Annotated in this window: 17 protein-coding genes and 2 pseudogenes; 14 read left to right on the forward strand and 5 right to left on the reverse strand. The window is 68.0% G+C overall.

Annotated features, from left to right (window positions below; translation table 11 throughout):
• Window positions 1–111: 111 nt before the first annotated feature.
• The 8 genes and pseudogenes from ACFVJ5_RS19195 to ACFVJ5_RS19230 all read left to right on the forward strand — a co-directional run.
• Window positions 112–651 (forward strand): annotated as a pseudogene (locus tag ACFVJ5_RS19195) (regulatory protein RecX); the annotation flags it as partial.
• 177 nt (window positions 652–828) lie between these two features.
• Window positions 829–987 (forward strand): annotated as a pseudogene (locus tag ACFVJ5_RS19200) (recombination regulator RecX); the annotation flags it as partial.
• Between the two features lie 261 nt (window positions 988–1,248).
• Complete coding sequence (locus ACFVJ5_RS19205) at window positions 1,249–1,899, forward strand: ABC transporter permease (protein WP_379221929.1); 651 nt, start codon at window positions 1,249–1,251, stop codon at window positions 1,897–1,899.
• A complete protein-coding gene (locus ACFVJ5_RS19210; RefSeq protein WP_379221717.1) occupies window positions 1,892–3,061 on the forward strand; it encodes an ABC transporter ATP-binding protein in 1,170 nt (389 codons plus the stop codon). Before ACFVJ5_RS19205 ends, ACFVJ5_RS19210 begins: the two co-directional genes overlap by 8 nt.
• Before the next feature lie 145 nt (window positions 3,062–3,206).
• On the forward strand, window positions 3,207–3,980 hold the full coding sequence (locus ACFVJ5_RS19215; protein ID WP_379221931.1) for an ABC transporter permease: 774 nt from the start codon (window positions 3,207–3,209) through the stop codon (window positions 3,978–3,980).
• Entirely contained in the window at window positions 3,977–4,957 is a 981-nt protein-coding gene (locus tag ACFVJ5_RS19220; RefSeq protein ID WP_379221718.1) for a glycine betaine ABC transporter substrate-binding protein, read from the forward strand. Before ACFVJ5_RS19215 ends, ACFVJ5_RS19220 begins: the two co-directional genes overlap by 4 nt.
• A 174-nt stretch (window positions 4,958–5,131) precedes the next feature.
• A complete protein-coding gene (locus tag ACFVJ5_RS19225; protein WP_379221719.1) occupies window positions 5,132–5,992 on the forward strand; it encodes a 3-hydroxyacyl-CoA dehydrogenase in 861 nt (286 codons plus the stop codon).
• Between the two features lie 37 nt (window positions 5,993–6,029).
• Entirely contained in the window at window positions 6,030–7,796 is a 1,767-nt protein-coding gene (locus ACFVJ5_RS19230) for an oleate hydratase (protein WP_379221721.1), read from the forward strand.
• A gap of 58 nt (window positions 7,797–7,854) precedes the next feature.
• Here ACFVJ5_RS19230 and ACFVJ5_RS19235 read toward each other — a convergent pair whose 3' ends face one another.
• The 4 genes from ACFVJ5_RS19235 to ACFVJ5_RS19250 form a co-directional block, all read right to left on the reverse strand.
• Entirely contained in the window at window positions 7,855–8,745 is an 891-nt protein-coding gene (locus ACFVJ5_RS19235; protein ID WP_379221723.1) for an amino acid ABC transporter permease, read from the reverse strand.
• Window positions 8,742–9,413, reverse strand: a complete 672-nt coding sequence (locus ACFVJ5_RS19240) for an amino acid ABC transporter permease (protein ID WP_378626608.1) — start codon at window positions 9,411–9,413, stop codon at window positions 8,742–8,744. The genes ACFVJ5_RS19235 and ACFVJ5_RS19240 overlap by 4 nt, the downstream gene beginning before the upstream one ends.
• 91 nt (window positions 9,414–9,504) lie before the next feature.
• Complete coding sequence (locus tag ACFVJ5_RS19245) at window positions 9,505–10,341, reverse strand: glutamate ABC transporter substrate-binding protein (protein ID WP_379221725.1); 837 nt, start codon at window positions 10,339–10,341, stop codon at window positions 9,505–9,507.
• Between the two features lie 35 nt (window positions 10,342–10,376).
• On the reverse strand, window positions 10,377–11,105 hold the full coding sequence (locus ACFVJ5_RS19250) for an amino acid ABC transporter ATP-binding protein (protein WP_378628270.1): 729 nt from the start codon (window positions 11,103–11,105) through the stop codon (window positions 10,377–10,379).
• Window positions 11,106–11,346: 241 nt separating this feature from the next.
• Here ACFVJ5_RS19250 and miaB point away from each other — a divergent pair, with 241 nt between their 5' ends.
• Entirely contained in the window at window positions 11,347–12,885 is a 1,539-nt protein-coding gene (gene miaB / locus ACFVJ5_RS19255; protein ID WP_379221727.1) for a tRNA (N6-isopentenyl adenosine(37)-C2)-methylthiotransferase MiaB, read from the forward strand.
• Between the two features lie 89 nt (window positions 12,886–12,974).
• Window positions 12,975–13,574 (forward strand): hypothetical protein, encoded by a 600-nt coding sequence (locus ACFVJ5_RS19260; protein WP_379221729.1) that lies wholly within the window; start codon window positions 12,975–12,977, stop codon window positions 13,572–13,574.
• Window positions 13,575–13,632: 58 nt separating this feature from the next.
• Here the strand turns inward: ACFVJ5_RS19260 and ACFVJ5_RS19265 are convergent, their stop codons facing one another.
• Complete coding sequence (locus ACFVJ5_RS19265) at window positions 13,633–15,012, reverse strand: DUF349 domain-containing protein (protein WP_379221731.1); 1,380 nt, start codon at window positions 15,010–15,012, stop codon at window positions 13,633–13,635.
• 263 nt (window positions 15,013–15,275) lie between these two features.
• On the opposite strand from ACFVJ5_RS19265, the gene ACFVJ5_RS19270 reads away from it, so the two are divergent.
• From ACFVJ5_RS19270 to dapF, 4 genes are read left to right on the forward strand one after another with little or no spacing between them, the layout of a single operon-like run.
• Window positions 15,276–16,049, forward strand: coding sequence for a hypothetical protein (locus ACFVJ5_RS19270; protein ID WP_379221733.1), 774 nt, complete (start codon window positions 15,276–15,278; stop codon window positions 16,047–16,049).
• Complete coding sequence (gene miaA, locus ACFVJ5_RS19275) at window positions 16,046–16,984, forward strand: tRNA (adenosine(37)-N6)-dimethylallyltransferase MiaA (RefSeq protein ID WP_379221735.1); 939 nt, start codon at window positions 16,046–16,048, stop codon at window positions 16,982–16,984. Before ACFVJ5_RS19270 ends, miaA begins: the two co-directional genes overlap by 4 nt.
• Window positions 16,981–17,817, forward strand: a complete 837-nt coding sequence (locus ACFVJ5_RS19280) for a TrmH family RNA methyltransferase (RefSeq protein WP_379221736.1) — start codon at window positions 16,981–16,983, stop codon at window positions 17,815–17,817. Before miaA ends, ACFVJ5_RS19280 begins: the two co-directional genes overlap by 4 nt.
• 44 nt (window positions 17,818–17,861) lie before the next feature.
• Complete coding sequence (gene dapF, locus ACFVJ5_RS19285) at window positions 17,862–18,743, forward strand: diaminopimelate epimerase (RefSeq protein ID WP_379221933.1); 882 nt, start codon at window positions 17,862–17,864, stop codon at window positions 18,741–18,743.
• Window positions 18,744–18,759 lie beyond the last annotated feature (16 nt).

Here is an 18,759-nt window from a genome sequence, read left to right on the forward strand (position 1 = left end):
GAGGGTCGGCGACGACCCCGCGGCGCACGACGCGAACGCAAGTCCGCGCGGCGCGACGAAGTCTCCCTGTCGACCGTCGTCGGTGGTGACGACGGACGGCAGGCGGATCCGGTGGCGGCCGGATCCCAGCCGGGAGAGCCCGACAGGCGGGCCGGCACACGCCGGCTCGCCCCGGGCGACCGTCCCGATGTGACCCTGGAACAGGCCAAAGACGTGTGCCTGCGATTGCTCTCGGTGCGTGCTCGCAGCCGCGCGGAACTGGAGAAACGCCTCGGCGAGAAGGGCTTCCGTGTCGAGGTGACCGAGGCCGCTCTCGAGCGGTTCACCGAAATCGGCCTGATCAACGACGCCTCGTTCGCCGAACAGTGGGTCCACGAACGACACACCTACTCCGGCCGGGGCAAGAAGGCCCTCCAACGCGAGCTGCGCGAGAAGGGCGTCGCCCCGAGCGACGCGGAAGAGGCGTTGTCGATGGTCACCGACGACGCCGAAAACGCTCGCGCCGCCGACCTGGTCCGGCGAAAACTGCGCACCCTTCCCCGGGAGATAGAACGCGACAAGGCAGTCCGCCGACTCGTCGGCATGCTCGCCCGCCGCGGCTACGACCAATCCACCGCCTTCGCCGTCGTCACCGCCGAACTGGACGAAGCAGGCTTCGAACGCCCGTCCGTCGATGTCAGGACGGCGCGTGCGAAGAATTCGGAGAACGATGCCGGGGGCGGGGATCGATCAGAGATCGCGGCGGGCGAAATCCCCGGCGACACAGCGGACCCGGATACTTCTTCGGGCTACACCTCACGGAGGCCGACGCCTGGTGACGAGCAAGCCGCTATCGACCTGGTCCGTCGCAAACTCCGTGCTATGCCCGCCGATCTCGACCGCACCAAGGCCACGCGCCGCCTGGTCGACATGCTCGCTCGCCGCGGCTACAGCTCGGCAACGGCGTTCGCGGTGGTGAAAGCCGAACTGGCGGCGGCGGACAGATGATCACTCGGGCCGTACACGCCGAGTGATTTTCGAGGCTTCGGCACGCCGGCAGCGGCGTGGTCAGCGGGGGAGCACGGAATTCCCACGGGGGTTGTTCGTGACGCGTAGGATGATCGCGCTGGTGAAACATGTTTTCGCGCAGGAAGATTCGTCGCATCGTGATGCGGTGGGGTGTGGGAACGTCGATGTTTCACCCTGATTCGGGTGGGAAATCCGGGGAGCAGGGCCGTAGGCGGCCGCCGAACGACGGGGAGGTGGACCCTGGACGCGTTGTGGTCGTTCGTGGTGAACCGGCGGGAGCAATTGCTGGTCGATTCTTATCTACACGTGTCGGCCGTGGTGCAGTCGCTGGTGCTGGCGACCGTGATCGCGGTGGCAGTCGGAATACTCGTGTATCAGAGTCCGCTCGGATCAGCCGCCGCTACCGCGATGGCAGGGGCGATTCTGACGGTGCCCTCGTTCGCGTTGCTCGGGCTGCTGATTCCGTTCCTCGGGCTCGGTGTCGGGCCGACGATCGTGGCCCTGGTGCTCTACGCGCTGTTGCCGATCCTGCGGAATACGGTGCTCGGATTGTCGTCGGTGGATCCGGCCGTGACCGATGCCGCGCGCGGTGTCGGGATGAACCGGTTGCGTCTGCTGACCAAGATCGAACTGCCACTGGCCTGGCCGTCCATTCTCACCGGAATGCGGGTCAGCACCCAGATGATCATGGGCATCCTCGCGCTGGCGGCCTACGCGAAGGGGCCCGGCCTCGGCAACGTGATCTTCTCCGGACTCTCCCGCCTCGGCAGCCCGAACGCGGTGCCGCAGGCGCTCACCGGCACCGTCCTCATCGTCGTGCTCGCACTCGCACTCGACGGCGTCCTGGTTCTGCTCGGACGGCTCACTATTCCGAGGGGAATTCGTGACTGACATCGAAACCACCAAGGCGGCAGGCGCTTGCGCGGTCTCCGGGGTCGAGATCGTCCTCGACCGGGTCACCAAACGCTATCCCGAACAGCCCGACCCCGCGGTCGAGGAGGTCTCCATGACCATCCCGGCCGGGGAGATCGTGGTGCTGGTCGGCCCGTCCGGCTGCGGCAAGACCACCACCATGCGGATGATCAACCGGCTGATCGAACCCACCTCGGGCACGGTCACCATCGGCGGCCGCGACGCGGGCGCGATCGACGCCGACGAATTGCGCCGCGGCATCGGCTATTCGATCCAGCAGGCCGGACTGTTCCCGCACATGACCGTCGCCAAGAACATCGCCACCGTGCCCGGCCTGCTCGGCTGGGACCGCCGCCGCACCGCCGAGCGCACCGACGAGATGCTCACCCTCGTCGGCCTCGACCCCGACACCTACCGCAACCGCTACCCCCGCCAGCTCTCCGGCGGGCAGCAGCAGCGCGTCGGCGTCGCCAGGGCACTGGCCGCCGACCCGCCCGTGCTGCTGATGGACGAACCCTTCGGCGCGGTAGATCCGATCACCCGTGGACTGCTGCAGGACGAATTACTCCGGTTGCAAAGCGAACTCGGCAAGACCATCGTCTTCGTCACCCACGACTTCGGGGAAGCGGTGAAGCTGGGCGACCGCATCGCCGTCCTCGGCGACCGTTCCCGGATCCTGCAATACGACACCCCCGCCGCGATCCTGGCGGCCCCCGCCGACGAGACGGTCGCCGGCTTCGTCGGCGCGACCGCCACCATCGACCGCCTCGGCCTCACCGTCCTCGCCGACCTCGACCTGGACCAGGGCGTCACCGCCACCGACGACACCACCCCCACGGCCTTCACCGCCGCCCTGCGTGAGGCGGACCGCACCTGGGGCATCGTCCTGGACGCGCAGCGCCGACCGCTCCGGCGAGTGACGACCGACGAACTCGCCCACGCCGATTCGCTGCGCGACCTCGGCACCCCGATCGGCACCACCCTCCCCGCCGACGCCACCCTCCAGGACGCACTCGCCGCGCTGCTCACCGAACGCACCGCCTCCGCCGTCGTCGTCGACAACACCGGGACCTACGCCGGGACGGTCACCGTCGACACCCTCATCAACCACCTCGCCGCGACCGAATCGGCGCCGGCATGACGGCCGAGCCGCATCGCGGCGCGACACTGCTCGAACCCGCGATGCCTCGAGGTGGAGCCGTTCGAGCTCCCGCCTCGGCATCGGGCGATCACCGGGCGCGGAGGGCTCCACAGTGACGAATACTGTTTCGGCTCCCTCGCGTTCGATCGTCGACGCCCCCGCCGCGACCGCTGCCCCGGCCACGCAGCGACGCGCCGAATACCTCCGCCTGCTCGCCCAGCCGGTGATCGTGCTGATCCTGACCGTCGGGGTGCTGGTCTGGGCGTTCCGGCGCGATCTCACCGTCACCCAGCAGGCCAGCATCAGCGTGAGCAATGTCGCCCAGGTGACCTGGCAGCACATCCTGATCACGGCGGCGGTCGTGCTCATCGTCGTGGTGCTGGCCGTGCCGCTCGGGACCGTGCTCACCAGGCACCGATTCCGCCGTCTGGCACCGATTTTCGTCGGTATCGCCAATATCGGGGCATCGGCTCCGGCGATCGGGCTGATCGTGCTGTGCTACCTGGTCACCCGCACCACCGGGTTCTGGGTGGGTGTCGCGCCGATCGTGTTCTGCTCGCTGCTGCCGGTGCTGCGCAATACGATCCTGGGCTACCAGGAGGTCGACCCCGCCCTGATCGATGCGGGGCGGGGACAGGGCATGTCGGCGGGACTGGTGTTGCGCCGCATCGAGTTCCCGCTCGCGGTGCCCTACATCCTGGCCGGCCTGCGGACCTCGTTGGTGCTGGCCGTCGGCACCGCCACCCTGTCGTTCATGGTGAGCGCGGGCGGGCTCGGCATTCTCATCGACACCGGCTACAAACTGCGCGACACCGTGACCCTGACGCTCGGCGCGGTGCTCGCCGTCGCGCTGGCACTGCTCGTCGACTGGCTGGGCGCACTGGCCGAACAGTTCCTCGGTCCGAGGGGGTTGCGGTGAGATTCACCGGATTGGTGCGCGGACTGGCCCCGGTCCTGAGCGTGCTGGTGCTCGCGAGTTGCGGTCTGCAGTCGGGCGGATCGGTGCCGCTGCCCGTGGGACCGGGCAGTATCGAGCCGGTGCCAGAACTCGACGGTGTCGCGGTCACAGTGGGCTCCAAGGACTTCACCGAGGCCAACATCCTCGGCTACATGATCGAATTCGCCCTGACGGCCGCGGGCGCGAATGTGCGCGACCTGACCAATATCCAAGGCTCCAACAGCCTGCGCGACGCGCAACTGAACGGCCAGATCGACATCGCCTACGACTACACCGGCACCGGCTGGATCAACTACCTCGGCAAGGAGAAGCCGATCCCCACCGAGGCGGCGCAGTTCGACGCGGTCCGCGACGCCGATCTGGCCGAACACAACATGGTCTGGGCGGCGATGGCGCCGATGAACAACACCTACGCCCTCGTCACGAGCAAGGGCACCGCCGAGGAGACCGGCGTGCGCACGCTGTCGGACTACGCGAAACTCCTCGCGAAAGATCCAGGCGCGGCGGCCACCTGTGTCGGCACCGAGTTCAACGTCCGCCCGGACGGCTATCCTGGTCTGGCCGCCGCCTACGGGATCGACCCGGGCAAGGCCCAGCGCCAGATCGTCCAGGACGCGCTCGTCTACCAGGCCACCGCCGACGCGAAGCAGTGCCGTTTCGGCTCGGTCGCGGCCACCGACGGCCGTATCCCCGCCCTCGAACTGGTGCTCCTCGAAGACGACAAGGCCTTCTTTCCGAAGTACAACGCGTCGCTGGTCATGCACCGTCACTTCGCCGACGCGCACCCCCAGGTCGTTCAGGTGATGGCACCGATCTCCGCCCGTCTCACCAATGAGGTGATCACCGAACTCAACCGTCAGGTCGACATCGAGGGCCGCGAACCCGCCGATGTCGCCCGTGACTGGATGGTCGCCGAGGGCCTCGTCACCGCGGGCTGACTCACCGTGCCGGTTTGCCGAACTGTTACCAGCGTCTGCCCGAGATGTCCGGAACGCGTGGGTCGCTCACACCAACGCCTCAGCTTCTCGGGCCATGATGGACGGCGGTAGGACAACCGGAAACCAGGACGCGCAGCGGTGGGGGTGCCCGCGTCCAGACTGGGAGGCTGACGCATGACCATCGAATTCCGCAAGGTGACAGTCCTCGGGACGGGGGTGCTCGGATCCCAGATCGCCTTCCAGACCGCTTTCCACGGGTTCGACGTCACCGCCTACGACATCGACGACGCGGCCCTCACTGCCGCACGCACCCGATTCGATGGACTCGCCGCGGTGTACCAGCAGGACGTGGCAGGCGCCGACGCGAGCAACACTGCGGCGACCACGGCGCGCATCACCCTGACCACCGACCTGGCCACCGCGGCGGCCGAGGCGGACCTCATCATCGAGGCGGTGCCGGAGGTACTCGAGATCAAGCGCGACCTGTACGGCAAGCTCGGTGCGCTCGCGCCCGAACGCACCGTGTTCGCGACGAATTCCTCGACGCTGCTGCCCAGCGACATCGTCGACTACACCGGGCGCGCCGATCGGTTCCTGGCGCTGCACTTCGCCAACCACGTCTGGAAGTTCAACACCGCCGAGGTGATGGGCACCGAGCAGACCGATCCGGCGGTGTTCGCCGCCGTGGTCGAGTTCGCGAAGTCCATCGGCATGGTGCCGATCGAATTGCACAAGGAGAAGGCGGGTTACGTCCTCAACTCGCTGCTGGTGCCGTTCCTGAATTCCGGAATCGAGCTCGCCGCGGGCGGATACGCCGAGCCCGCCGCTGTCGACGAGACCTGGCGCATCGCCACCGGCGCGCCCATGGGCCCGTTCCAGATCCTCGACATCGTCGGCCTGACCACTCCGTACAACATCCTGATCAACGGCAGCGACGCCCACAAGAAGCTCGCGGCCTGGCTCAAGGAGAACTACATCGACCAGGGCAAGCTCGGTGCCGCCACGGGAGAGGGGTTCTACCGCTACAGCGCATAGTCCCGCTCGACCCTTCCGGATCGGACAGAGGAGACGGATGTACTACAGCAGTGGCAACTACGAAGCGTTCGCCCGGCCGCGCAAACCCGAAGGGGTGGACGGCAAATCGGCCTGGTTCGTCGGCGCAGGCCTGGCCTCGCTCTCCGGCGCGGCGTTCCTCATCAGGGACGGGCAGCTGGCGGCCGACAAGATCACCGTGCTGGAGCGGCTGGCCTTGCCCGGCGGCGCACTCGACGGCATCAGGGAACCGAAGAAGGGTTTCGTCATCCGCGGCGGGCGCGAGATGGAGAACCACTTCGAATGCCTGTGGGACCTCTATCGTTCGGTGCCGTCGATGGAGATCGAGGGCGCCAGTGTGCTCGACGAGTTCTACTGGCTCAACAAGGACGACCCGAACTTCTCCCTGCAGCGGGCCACCGTGAAACGGGGCCAGGACGCGCACACCGACGGTCTGTTCACCCTCACCGATCGCGCGCAGAAGGACATCGTGAAGGTGTTCCTCGCCACCCGTGAGCAGATGGAGAACAAGCGCATCGACGAGGTGTTCGGCCCGGATTTCCTGGCGAGCAACTTCTGGCTGTACTGGCGCACCATGTTCGCGTTCGAGGAATGGCACAGCGCGCTCGAGATGAAGCTGTACCTGCACCGGTTCATCCACCACATCGGTGGCCTGCCCGACTTCTCCGCGTTGAAGTTCACCAAGTACAACCAGTACGAGTCGCTGGTGCTGCCGCTGTACCGGTGGCTGCTCGACCAGGGTGTGCGATTCCGGTTCGACACCGAGGTCACCGACGTCGACTTCGACATCAGCGGGCCGCGCAAGCAGGCCACCCGGCTGCACTGGGTGTCCGAGGGGGGCGAGGGCGGGGTCGACCTGACCGCGGACGACCTGCTGTTCGTCACCATCGGCTCGCTCACCGAGAACTCGAACGAGGGCGATCAGCACACTCCCGCCCAGCTCGACGAGGGACCTGCCCCGGCCTGGGATCTGTGGCGGCGCATCGCCGCCAAGGACCCGGCGTTCGGCCATCCGGAGGTCTTCGGCGGCCACATCCCGGAGACCAAATGGGAGTCGGCCACGGTCACCACCCTCGACGAACGCATTCCCCGCTACATCCAGAAGATCTGCAAGCGAGACCCGTTCAGCGGCAACGTGGTCACCGGCGGCATCGTGACGGCGAAGGACTCGTCCTGGCTGATGAGCTGGACGGTGAACCGGCAGCCGCACTTCAAGCAGCAGCCCGCCGACCAGATCGTGGTGTGGGTGTACGCGCTGTTCGTCGACCGTCCCGGCGATTTCGTGAAGAAGTCGATGCAGGACTGCACGGGCGCGGAGATCACCCAGGAATGGCTGTACCACCTGGGTGTTCCCGAAGCCGAGATCCCGGAGATGGCCGCGGACGCCGCGACGTGCGTCCCGGTGATGATGCCGTATGTCACCGCGTTCTTCATGCCGCGCCAGGCCGGTGACCGCCCCGATGTGGTGCCCGCGGGCGCGGTGAACTTCGCCTTCATCGGCCAGTTCGCCGAGACCACCCGCGACTGCATCTTCACCACCGAGTACTCGGTGCGCACCGGCATGGAGGCGGCCTACACGCTGCTCGGTGTCGAGCGGGGCGTGCCGGAGGTCTTCGGCTCCACCTACGACATCCGGTCGCTCCTGGCGGCGACCAGCCGGTTGCGCGACGGGGAGGAGATGAGCCTGCCCGGACCGGATTTCGTCCGCCATCGACTGCTGAAGAAGCTCGACGACACCGAGATCGGGCCGCTGCTACGCGAATTCGGTCTCCTCGGCGAGGACTAGGAAACGACAGCGGGGCCCGATCCGCCATTAATCGGGCCCCGCTGTCGTCGGTGCGAGACTACTTCTTGGTGATGTCGACGCCCGGCGCGGCGTCGGTGAGAATCGAATCGGCGGCCAGCACCGCACCGCCGCCCTTCTTCCGCGACCGCAACCGCTTCTCCAGCGTGGTGGCCAGGAAGCTCAGCGCCATGTTGAGCGAGATCATGATCAGCGCGATGACGATCAGCGCGGGGATCGTGTTCTGCATCGACGCGCCTTCTTGCTGACCGGACCGCACCAGCTCCACATAGGTGATCTGGTAGCCCAGCGCGGTGTCCTTGAGGACGACGACCATCTGTGACACCAGAGCGGGCAGCATCACGGTGATGGCCTGCGGCAGCAGGATCAACCGCATGAGCTGGTTCTTTCGCAGACCCAGCGCCACGGCGGCCTCGGTTTGTCCCTTGGGCAGGGACTTGATGCCGGCGCGCACGATCTCGGCGATGACCGCGGAGTTGTAGATGATCAGCGCGATGACCACCGCGGCCAGCGCGAGCTGATCGGACGGGAACAGGTCGTAGTCGCCGAACACCGCGAACAGGAAGATCATCAGGATCAGTACGGGGATCGCTCGGGCGAGCTCGACGATCGTGCCCGCGACCCAGCGCAGCCACGCGTGGTCCGACAGACGCAGGATCCCGAAGATCATGCCGAAGAACACCGAGCCGATGATCGAGATCACCGCGGCGGTGAGGGTGCCTTCGAGACCGGGCAGGAGATAGGTTTCCCAGATCTCGGACTCGAGGAACGGCTTCCACTTGGCCGCGGTGAACTGGCCCTTGTCGGCGAACGCGTCGTAGAGCCACCAGCCTCCGCCGACCAGCACGACGACGACCAGGACCGAATACAGGTTGTGACGCAGCCGCGCGCGGGGCCCGGGAGCGTCGAACAGAACCGAAGCGCCGCTCATCGTGCCACCTCGTATCGCTTGGCCAGCCAGCCGAACAACAGCCCGGTCGGCAGGGTGAGGACGACGAAGCCGAGCGCGAAGATCGCACCGATGGTGAGAATGGCGGCTTCGTTCTCGATCATCGCGCCCATCAGGTACGCGGCTTCGGCGACACCGATGACGGAGGCGACCGTCGAGTTCTTGGTCAGCGCGATCAGCACACTGCCCAGCGGTGCGATGACGGCCCGGAAGGCCTGGGGCAGGACGATCAACCGGAGGTTCTGGGCGAATCCGAAGCCCAGCGACCGGCCCGCTTCGGACTGGCCGAGCGCGACGGTATTGATGCCCGAGCGCAGCGATTCGCAGACGAAGGCAGCGGTGTAGACGCTCAGCCCGATGATCGCCCAGCGATAGTTGATGACTTTGATCTCGTCGCTGCCGAGTTTCCACCCGAGAGTGCTGTACAGGCCGAGCGAGGTGAATACCAGGATCAGGGTGAGCGGAGTGTTACGGAAGACCGCCACATACGCCGCGCCGACCCAGCGCGCGACCGGGATCGGGGACACGCGCATGCCGGCGACGACGGTACCGATGACGAGCGCACCGATCGCCGAGAAGAAAGTGAGTTTGATTGTTACCCAGAACGCATCGAGGATTTGGTTGTCATACCTCGAGATCAGGTCGAACACGGACGCGCGTCCTCCGATCGGTGTGAAGGCCAGCAGGACAACACCGCATCGGTGACCCGGGAAACCCGGGCCACCGATGGTCAGTGGTTGATCAGTAGCGGTCGACGGTCGGCGGTGCGGGCACCGCGATACCGGTCCCCGCGAAGTTCTTCTCCTGCGCGGCCTTCCACGAACCGTCATCGATCATCGCCTGGATGGCGTCGTTGACCTTGCCGCGCAGCTCCGAATCGCCCTTCTTCAGGCCGATGCCGTACTTCTCGGTGGTGAAGGTCTTGTTCACCAGCTTGAAGGTGCCCGGCGACTGCGCGGCGTAACCGGCGAGGATCACGTTGTCGGTGGTGACCGCGTCGATCGCACCGCTGCGCATCGCCTCGATGCACAGCGAGTAGGTGTCGTAGGTCTGCAGCTGCGCCTGGGTGTAGTTCTTCTCGATGTTCTGGGCCGGGGTGGAGCCCTTCACCGAGCAGACCTTCTTGCCCGCGAGGGAGTCGGGGCCGGTGATGTCGGTGTTGGCGGCGGGGACGAGCAGGTCCTGGCCGGCGATGTAGTACGGGCCGCCGAAATCGACCTTCTCCTTGCGCTTGTCGTTGATCGAGTAGGTGGCCACGACGAGGTCGACCTGGCCGTTCTCGATCAGCGTCTCGCGCTGCGCCGACGGCGCTTCCTTGAAGGTGACGTTCTCCGGCTTCACACCGAGCTTGTCGGCGACGTACTTGGCGACGTCGACGTCGAAGCCGCTGTAGGTGCCGTCGGTATTGCGCAGGCCCAGACCCGGCTGGTCGAACTTGATGCCGATGGTCAGCTTGCCGTCCTTGGCGTTGTCCAGGGCCGACTTGTCGTCACCGCCACCACAGGCAGCGGTGACGGTGGCTGCCAATACCAGTGCCGCTGCGCCGATTCCGACGCGCATCGCACGATTGATCCTCATGGGTTTCCTTCTCCTTGTGACAATGGTGCTGCGAGTCAGTGACTGAGAATTTTGCCGAGGAAGTCCCTGGCGCGTTCGGATTTCGGTGCGGTGAAGAACGTTTCGGGCGCGGCGTCTTCGACGATCTCACCGTCGGCCATGAACAGCACGCGGTCGCCCGCTCGGCGCGCGAAGCCCATCTCGTGGGTGACCACGAGCATGGTCATGCCTTCCTTGGCGAGGGCGACCATCACGTCGAGCACTTCGTTGACCATCTCGGGGTCCAGTGCCGAGGTCGGCTCGTCGAACAGCATCACCTTGGGATCCATCGCCAGTGAGCGGGCGATCGCCACGCGCTGCTGCTGGCCGCCCGAGAGCTGGGCCGGGTACTTGTCGGCCTGGTTGGCGATGCCGACCCGCTCGAGCAGGGCGAGGGCGTGCTTGCGCGCCTCTTCCTTCTTCTTCCCACGGACCTTCGTCGGCGCCAGCATGACGTTCTCGAGGATGGTCTTGTGCGCGAACAGGTTGAACGACTGGAACACCATGCCCACCTCGGCGCGCAGCGCGGCGAGAGCTTTGCCCTCGTCGGGCAGTGCGACGCCGTCGATGGCGATGTCACCGGAGTCGATCGGTTCGAGGCGATTGATGGTGCGGCACAGGGTGGATTTCCCCGAACCCGACGGGCCCAGGACGATCACGACCTGCCCACGGGGCACTTCGAGGTGGATATCGCGCAGGACGTGGAGCTCACCGAAGTGTTTGTCCACGTTGCGCATCGAGATCATCGGCGGAGCAGCGGTAGTGGCTGCGGCGTCGGCGTTCCCGGTCGCGGGTGCGGCGTCGTCGGTCATGGTCAGAAACCTTATGTCCATTCTGGAGAATTGCCCGGCTTTCGAAGACATGCCGTGACGGCACGCCGACACGACACCTGCTGGTAACCCGCTGGCTGCCCGTTACCTTTGCGTATTATCCCGTGATTACCGACGTGATGTGCGTCACAGTACGGGCTGCCCGTACCCTGGGCAGGTGGATTCGACGGTTCAGAACGCGACTGAGAGCGCGCCTACACGCAGCTATGAGGTACGTACATTCGGCTGCCAGATGAACGTGCACGACTCCGAACGCTTGTCCGGGCTGCTCGAGGACGCGGGCTACATCAAGGCCGCCACCGGCGAGACGCCCGATCTGATGGTGTTCAACACCTGCGCGGTGCGCGAGAACGCCGACAACAAGCTCTACGGCACGCTCGGTCAGCTGGTCCCCGTCAAGCAGGGGCGCCCCGGCATGCAGATCGCCGTCGGCGGCTGCCTGGCGCAGAAGGACCGCGAGACCGTGGTGCGCAAGGCGCCGTGGGTCGACGTGGTGTTCGGCACCCACAACATCGGTTCGCTGCCGGTGCTGCTCGAGCGTGCCCGCCACAACGAAGAAGCCCAGGTGGAGATCCTCGAATCGCTCGAGGCGTTCCCGTCGACGCTGCCCGCCAAGCGGGAGTCGGCCTACGCGGGCTGGGTGTCGATCTCGGTCGGCTGCAACAACACCTGCACGTTCTGCATCGTGCCCTCGCTGCGCGGCAAGGAAGTGGACCGCCGTCCCGGTGACGTGCTCGCCGAGGTGCAGGCACTGGTCGACCAGGGTGTGCTGGAAGTGACGTTGCTCGGTCAGAACGTGAACTCCTACGGCGTGAACTTCGTCGATCCCGAGCAGCCGCGCGACCGGGGCGCCTTCGCGCAACTGCTGCGCGCGACCGGGCAGATCGAGGGCCTCGAACGCGTGCGGTTCACCTCCCCGCATCCCGCGGAGTTCACCGACGACGTCATCGAGGCGATGGCGACCACCCCGAACGTCTGCCCGCAGCTGCACATGCCGCTGCAATCGGGTTCGGATCGGGTGCTGAAAGCGATGCGCCGTTCCTACCGCAAGGAGCGTTTCCTCGGCATCATCGACAAGGTGCGCGCCGCGATGCCGCACGCGTCGATCACCACCGACATCATCGTGGGCTTCCCCGGCGAGACCGAGGAGGACTTCGTCGAGACCCTCGACGTGGTCCGTCGCGCCCGCTTCACCAGCGCCTACACCTTCCAGTACTCCAAGCGTCCCGGCACCCCGGCCGCCGACCTGCCCGATCAGCTGCCCAAGCAGGTCGTGCAGGAACGCTTCGAACGGCTGATCGCCTTGCAGGACCAGGTCTCCTGGGAGAACAACCAGGCGCTCATCGGCACCGAGGTGGAACTGCTCGTCGCCGAGGGCGCGGGCAAGAAGAACGCGGTGACCGCGCGGATGAGCGGTCGTGCCCGCGACGGCAGGCTGGTGCACTTCCGGCCCGGCGACGTGACCGGCATCCGGCCGGGCGACATCGTCACCGTCGACATCACCGAGGCGGCGCCGCACCACCTCATCGCCGACAGCGCGGTGAAATCGCATCGGCGCACCACCGCCGGTGACGCGCACGAACGCGGCATCACGCCCAAAACCGCGCCGATCGGCGTCGGCCTCGGGCTGCCCCGGATCGGCGCACCGGTGATCGAGACGGTCGAGAGCGGCTGTTCGACGGGGTGCTCGTCGTGAGCGACGACGAATCTACTACCGGCCGTAGTGGGTCGGATGCGAACGGTGCGTCCGGTGATGGCACAGTGGGACCCGCCAACGACCAGCCTGTGGACAGGAGCGGACACGCGGTGAACCCGGCGCGCAACGACGAGGATTTCGAACAATTCCGCGGTGAGCTCGACGCGGTCGAGCGCCGCATCGCCGGTGAGATCGACCCCGGCGCGCGAGCGCTGGTGGTGGCGGGCGCGGTCTTCGCGCTGCTGATCTCGCTGGTGCTACCGACCGCGGGCGCGGCGCGCGGCTTCGACGTGCTGCTCGACACCGATGTCGCCGGCGTCGAGCACATCGGCCTGCCCTCGCGGATCTTCGTGTGGCTGGTCATCGTCTTCGGTGTCGGCTTCTCGCTGCTGGCGCTGACCACCCGCCGCTGGGTGCTGGCCTGGATCGCCTGCGCGGGCTCGGCCGTCGGCTCGGTGTTCGGGGTGCTCTCGATCTGGCACCGCCAGACCCCGGGGCTCGGCAATTACCAGGGCGCGGGTCCGGGGATCGGTCTCATCCTGGGCACCCTCGCGATCATGGTGCTCACCTTCCACTGGGTCCGCGTCGTGTGGAGTCGCACCGCCGTGCAGCTCGCCGCGGAGGAACAGCGTCGCAACGCGGCCCGCGAAGCCGAGGATCGCGACCGCAAGCGCCTCAGCGGCGAATAGTCCCGCGAGACAAGAAGACCCCCGACCGGATCGGTCGGGGGTTTCTTGTGTGTCCCACTCAGAGATTGCTGACTGCGCCCTCTGCGGCTTCGGCCCATTCGCGCCACTGCTGTGCCTGTTCGAGCGCCTTCTCCGCATCGCGCTTCTTGCCCGCCGCGGTGGCTTTGGCGGCCTGCTCCTCGAACTGGGCTACCCGCTCACGGAACTGCGCGGCCCGCGCGACGGCCTCGGGATCGGAGCGACGCCACTGCTGATCGGCCGCGTCACGGACCCGCTTCTCGATGGCGCGCAGCTTGGCTTCGAGCTCCTGCATGCGCTCGCGGGGGACCTTGCCGATGGCGTCCCACTTGTCCTGCAGCTCGCGCAGGGCGTTGCGCGCGGCGTCCACGCCGTTGGCCGGGTCGATGTGCTCGTAGGCGGCCAGCAGTTCCAGCTTGGCGGCGGCGTTGTGATCGAACTCGGCGTCGCGCTCGCTGACCGCCGCGTTGCGGGCGGCGAAGAACACGTCCTGGGCGCTCTTGAACCGCCGCCACAGCGACTCGTCGGCCTCGCGCGGTGCCCGGCCCGCGGCCTTCCACTCGGTGAGCAGGTCGCGGAACACCGCGGCGGTGCCGGTCCAGTCGGTGGAGTCGGCCAGCTCCTCGGCGCGTACGCACAGCTCTTCCTTGCGCGTCTTGGCGGTGGCGCGTTCGCGATCGAGATCGGCGAAGTGGGCGCCGCGCCGGCGGTTGAACGCCTCACGAGCCTTGGAATAGCGCTTCCACAGCGCGTCGTCGACCTTGCGGTCGACCCCGCGGATCGACTTCCACTCGTCGAGGATCTCGCGCAGCCGGTCGCCCGCGGCCTTCCACTGGGTGGATTCGGCGGCGATCTGCTCGGCCTCGGCGGCGAGGGCTTCCTTGCGCTCGGTGTGCTCGTGGCGGGCGCGGTCCTTCTCCTCCTTGGCGTGCGCGGCGGCTTCCTCGGAGTGTTCGGTGATGACCTGCAGCCGGGCGGCGAGGCCGTCGATATCGCCGATGACGGCCGCCGTCGGCAGCGTCTCGGCCAGTGCCAGCGCGGCGGTCTTGGTCTTGCGGGCGTCGGCGCCCGCGGCCAACCTGGCCTCGAGCAGCGCGACCTCGGTCGCCAGATCGTCGAAGCGGCGGCCGAAGTGGGCCAGGCCCTCGGCGACGTCGCCCGCCTGCCAGGAGCCGACCTCCCGTTCGCCGTCGGCGGTCCGCACCCAGGCGGTGCCGTCCTCGTCGACGCGACCCCACTTGCTCGGGTCGGTGGCGCTCGGCACGATCACGGCGTGCGGGTGCGGTTGATCGGGGCCCGGCGCCGGTTTCACGGCATGGGGTTTCGGCGGACGCGGAGCATTCCCGCCGGGCTTGGGGGTACCGGACGGTCGCGGGGCCGGACCTGGGGTGGGCTTCGCGGTTCCGTTGCTGTCGGTCATTGCTCTCCGTCCCTGCCGCGCGTCACGGCTGCCTGGTTACGCCCTAGCACATCCCATTGAACCCGGTTCGAGCCGCGGAAACCATCGATCCGGAGGATCGAATAGCGGATTTCCTGGGATTTCGTCCCGGACGACGTGGGTAGTCGCACCTGAAAACACTAGCAATCTCGGCGGGCATCACTACGCCGGACACTCGCAGACCCTCGCGCGCCCGCGCCGCGCCGGATGTAGGCCCCGGTGCGCGCTGCCGCTACGGTTACCGCGTGTTCTCGATAGCGGCCCTGGTCCCGTCGCCGCCGATGCTGGTGCCCGAACTGTGTGGGCGAGTCCCGGTGTCGGGCAGCGATCCCGACGATCCGACCGTGGTGCTGCGCGCGGCCGCCCTCGACGCCGCCGCGGCCCTCGCCGCGACCGCCGACCGGTGGATCGTCGTCGGGGTCGGCAGCCATGACATGACCTACGGTTCGGCGACCCGGGGGACCTTCCGTGGGTTCGGTGCCGATGTCGTCGTCGGGCTCGGTCCGGCGGGCGACGGCGCCGGTCCAGCAGACGCTCAGCTTCCGCTTCCGGTACTGGTCGCCGGATGGTTGCGGGAGCAGGTCGCGCCCCGGATCTCGGTGCGGGCCCGGCTGTTCGCCGCGGGCACGTCGGCCACCGAGTGCGCCGAGGCGGGCGCCGCGCTGCGCGCCGAGCTCGACAGTGCGCAGGACCCGTGCGCGGTGCTCGTCGTCGCGGACGGCGCCGCGACCTTGACGGTCGATTCCCCCGGCTACCTCGACGAGCGGGCCACCGCCGTTCAGCACCACCTCGACGCCGCGCTGCGCACGGGTTCGCGGGCCGGTTTGGCCGCGCTCGAGCCGGAGCTGTGCGCGGCGCTGCTCGTCGACGGACGCGCCGCCTACCAGGTACTCGGCGGTCTGTTCGCCGCCGATTCGGCCGATCCGCGGGTCCGTACCCTGTACCAGGGCGCACCCTATGGCGTCGGCTACGACGTGAGCGTGTGGCAACCGGGTGGACGGGAAGGAATCGACGAGTGACCAGCAGACCGATCGCGGTCGTCGGACCCACCGCCACCGGGAAATCCGACCTCGCACTCGATCTCGCCACCGAACTCGGCGGCGAGATCGTCAACATCGACGCGATGCAGCTCTATCGCGGGATGGACGTCGGCACCGCGAAACTGCCGCCCGACCAGCGACGCGGCATCCCGCACCACCTGCTCGACGTGCTCGACGTCACCGAGACCGCGACCGTCGCCGCCTATCAGAGCGCGGCCCGTGCCGTCGTCGAGGACATCATCGCGCGCGGAAAGACCGCGGTCATCGTCGGCGGTTCGATGATGTACGTGCAGGCGCTGCTCGACGAGTGGGATTTCCCGGCCACCGACCCCGAGGTCCGCGCCCGCTGGGAAGCGCTGCTGGAGGAGGGCGGGGTGCAGGCGCTGCACGCGGCGCTGCGCCAGGCCGACCCGGTCGCCGCGGCCACCATTCTGCCCACCGACGGCCGACGCATGGTGCGCGCGCTCGAGGTGGTCGAACTGACCGGTCGCCCGTTCGCCGCGTCGGCCCCGACCATCGGCGCCCCGCGCTGGAACACCGCGATTCTCGGCGTCGACCGGGAGACCGCCGCCCTCGATGCCCGCATCGAGACCCGCACCGCCCTGATGTTCGAACACGGTCTGGTCGACGAGGTCCGCGCCCTGCTCGAGGTGGGCCTGCGCGAGGGCCAGACCGCCCGCCGCGCGATCGGCTACGCCCAGGTGCTGGCCTACCTCGACGACGAATACGACCTCGACCACGCCCGCGAACGCACCCTGATCGGCACCCGCCGCTACGTGCGGCGGCAGCGGTCGTGGTTCCGCCGTGACCCCAGGGTCTCCTGGGTCGACGGCGCCGATCCCGAGCTCGCCGCGACCGCGCTGGCCCTGCTCTCCGAAGCGAATACCGACCAGATAGGACGGACAGCGCAGTGACGCGACGAGTGAGTACCCGCAACGCCTCGGTGCAGGTGTGGCAGGCCTACCTCAACAACCGGACCAAACGTCATCGTGACGGCCGGTTCCTCGTGCAAGGCGTGCGCCCGATCACGCAGGCGCTGGCCAACGACTGGCCGCTGGAAACCATGCTCTACCGGCTCGGTGGCCCTGAGCTGTCGAGCTGGGCGCGCGAGATCCTCGACACCGCCGACGTGCCGCAGGTCGGCCTCGTGCCCGAACTCATGGCCGAACTGGGGGAGAAGGCGGCGAGCGCGCCGGAGATCGTGGCGGTGGCGGTGTCGCGACACCTCGACCTGGCCGACTACGCACCCGGCGAGCCGGGGGAGGATGCCCCGATCGTGGTCGTGTTCGATCGCCCGAACTCGCCCGGCAACCTGGGCACCTTGATCCGCTCGGCCGACGCGTTCGGTGCGTCCGGAGTGATCGTGACCGGTCACGGCGCCGATCAGTTCGACCCGCAGGCCGTGCGCGCCTCGACCGGCTCGCTGTTCGCCATGCCGGTGCTGCGCGCGGCGGGCCCCGGTCAGGTGCTCGAATTCCGTGACCGCCAGGCGGCGCGCGGCATCCCCACCCGCATCGTCGGCACCGATGAACACGCGCCGGGCACCATCTACGACCACGACTTCACCGAGGCGACGATCCTGGTCGTCGGCAACGAGACCACCGGCATGAGCTCGGCCTGGGCCGACGCGTGCGACGACCTGGTCACCATCCCGATGGGCGGCACCGCCAGTTCGCTCGGCGCGCCGTCGGCGGGGGCGATCAGCCTCTACGAGATCGCCCGGCAGCGGCGTACCTTCGCCCGGTAGTGAATCCGTCGACGGCGCAGAGGAGAATGGCGGACGTGTCCGACATCGAATTCAGCAAGGGCCACGGCACCCAGAACGACTTCGTGGTGCTGCCCGACCTCGAGGTGCGCCTCGACCTGACGGCCGACCGCGTCGCCGCACTGTGCGACCGGCAGCGTGGCCTCGGGGCCGACGGCGTGCTGCGCGTGGCGAAGGCCGGCGCGTTGCTCGCCGCCGGTGTGCTGGAAGCGCTGCCAGAGGGTGTCGGCGCCGACGACTGGTTCATGGACTACCGCAACGGTGACGGATCGATCGCCGAGATGTGCGGCAACGGAGTGCGGGTCTTCGCGCACTACCTCAATGCCACCGGGCTCGAACAGCGCGCCGAATACGTCGTCGGCAGCCGTGCGGGCGCCCGTCCGGTCGTCGTGCACGCCGCCGGTCCGACCGACGGTGAGGTCACGGTGGACATGGGCGTCGTCCGCGAACTCGGCCCGTCCACCGCGACCCTGGCGGGCTGGGCCCTGGCCGGAATCGGCATCGATGTCGGCAATCCGCATCTGGCCTGCGTCGACGACAGTCTGACCGCCGACGCGCTCGCCAAGCTCGACCTGAGTGTTTCCCCTGGCTTCGACCCCGACCTCTTCCCGCACGGGGTGAACGTCGAGATCCTCACCGCGCTCGACGCGGACAACACCGTCGACATGCGCGTGTACGAACGCGGCGTCGGCGAAACCCGTTCCTGTGGCACCGGGACCGTGGCCGCGGCCGCTGCCGCGCTGACCGCCGCCGGTGTGTCGGTCGGCACCGAATCCGGCGAGGTCACCGTGCGTGTGCCCGGCGGGCAGGTGCGTGTCGGGATCGCCGCCGGACGTGCCTGGTTGCGTGGTCCCTCGGTACTGCTGGCCTCGGGAACTCTGTCGCAGTCCTGGTGGGACGCGCAGTAGCACCGATAACCGCGTG

The organism is Nocardia sp. NPDC127606, from assembly GCF_042671725.1.
GTDB lineage: Bacteria > Actinomycetota > Actinomycetes > Mycobacteriales > Mycobacteriaceae > Nocardia.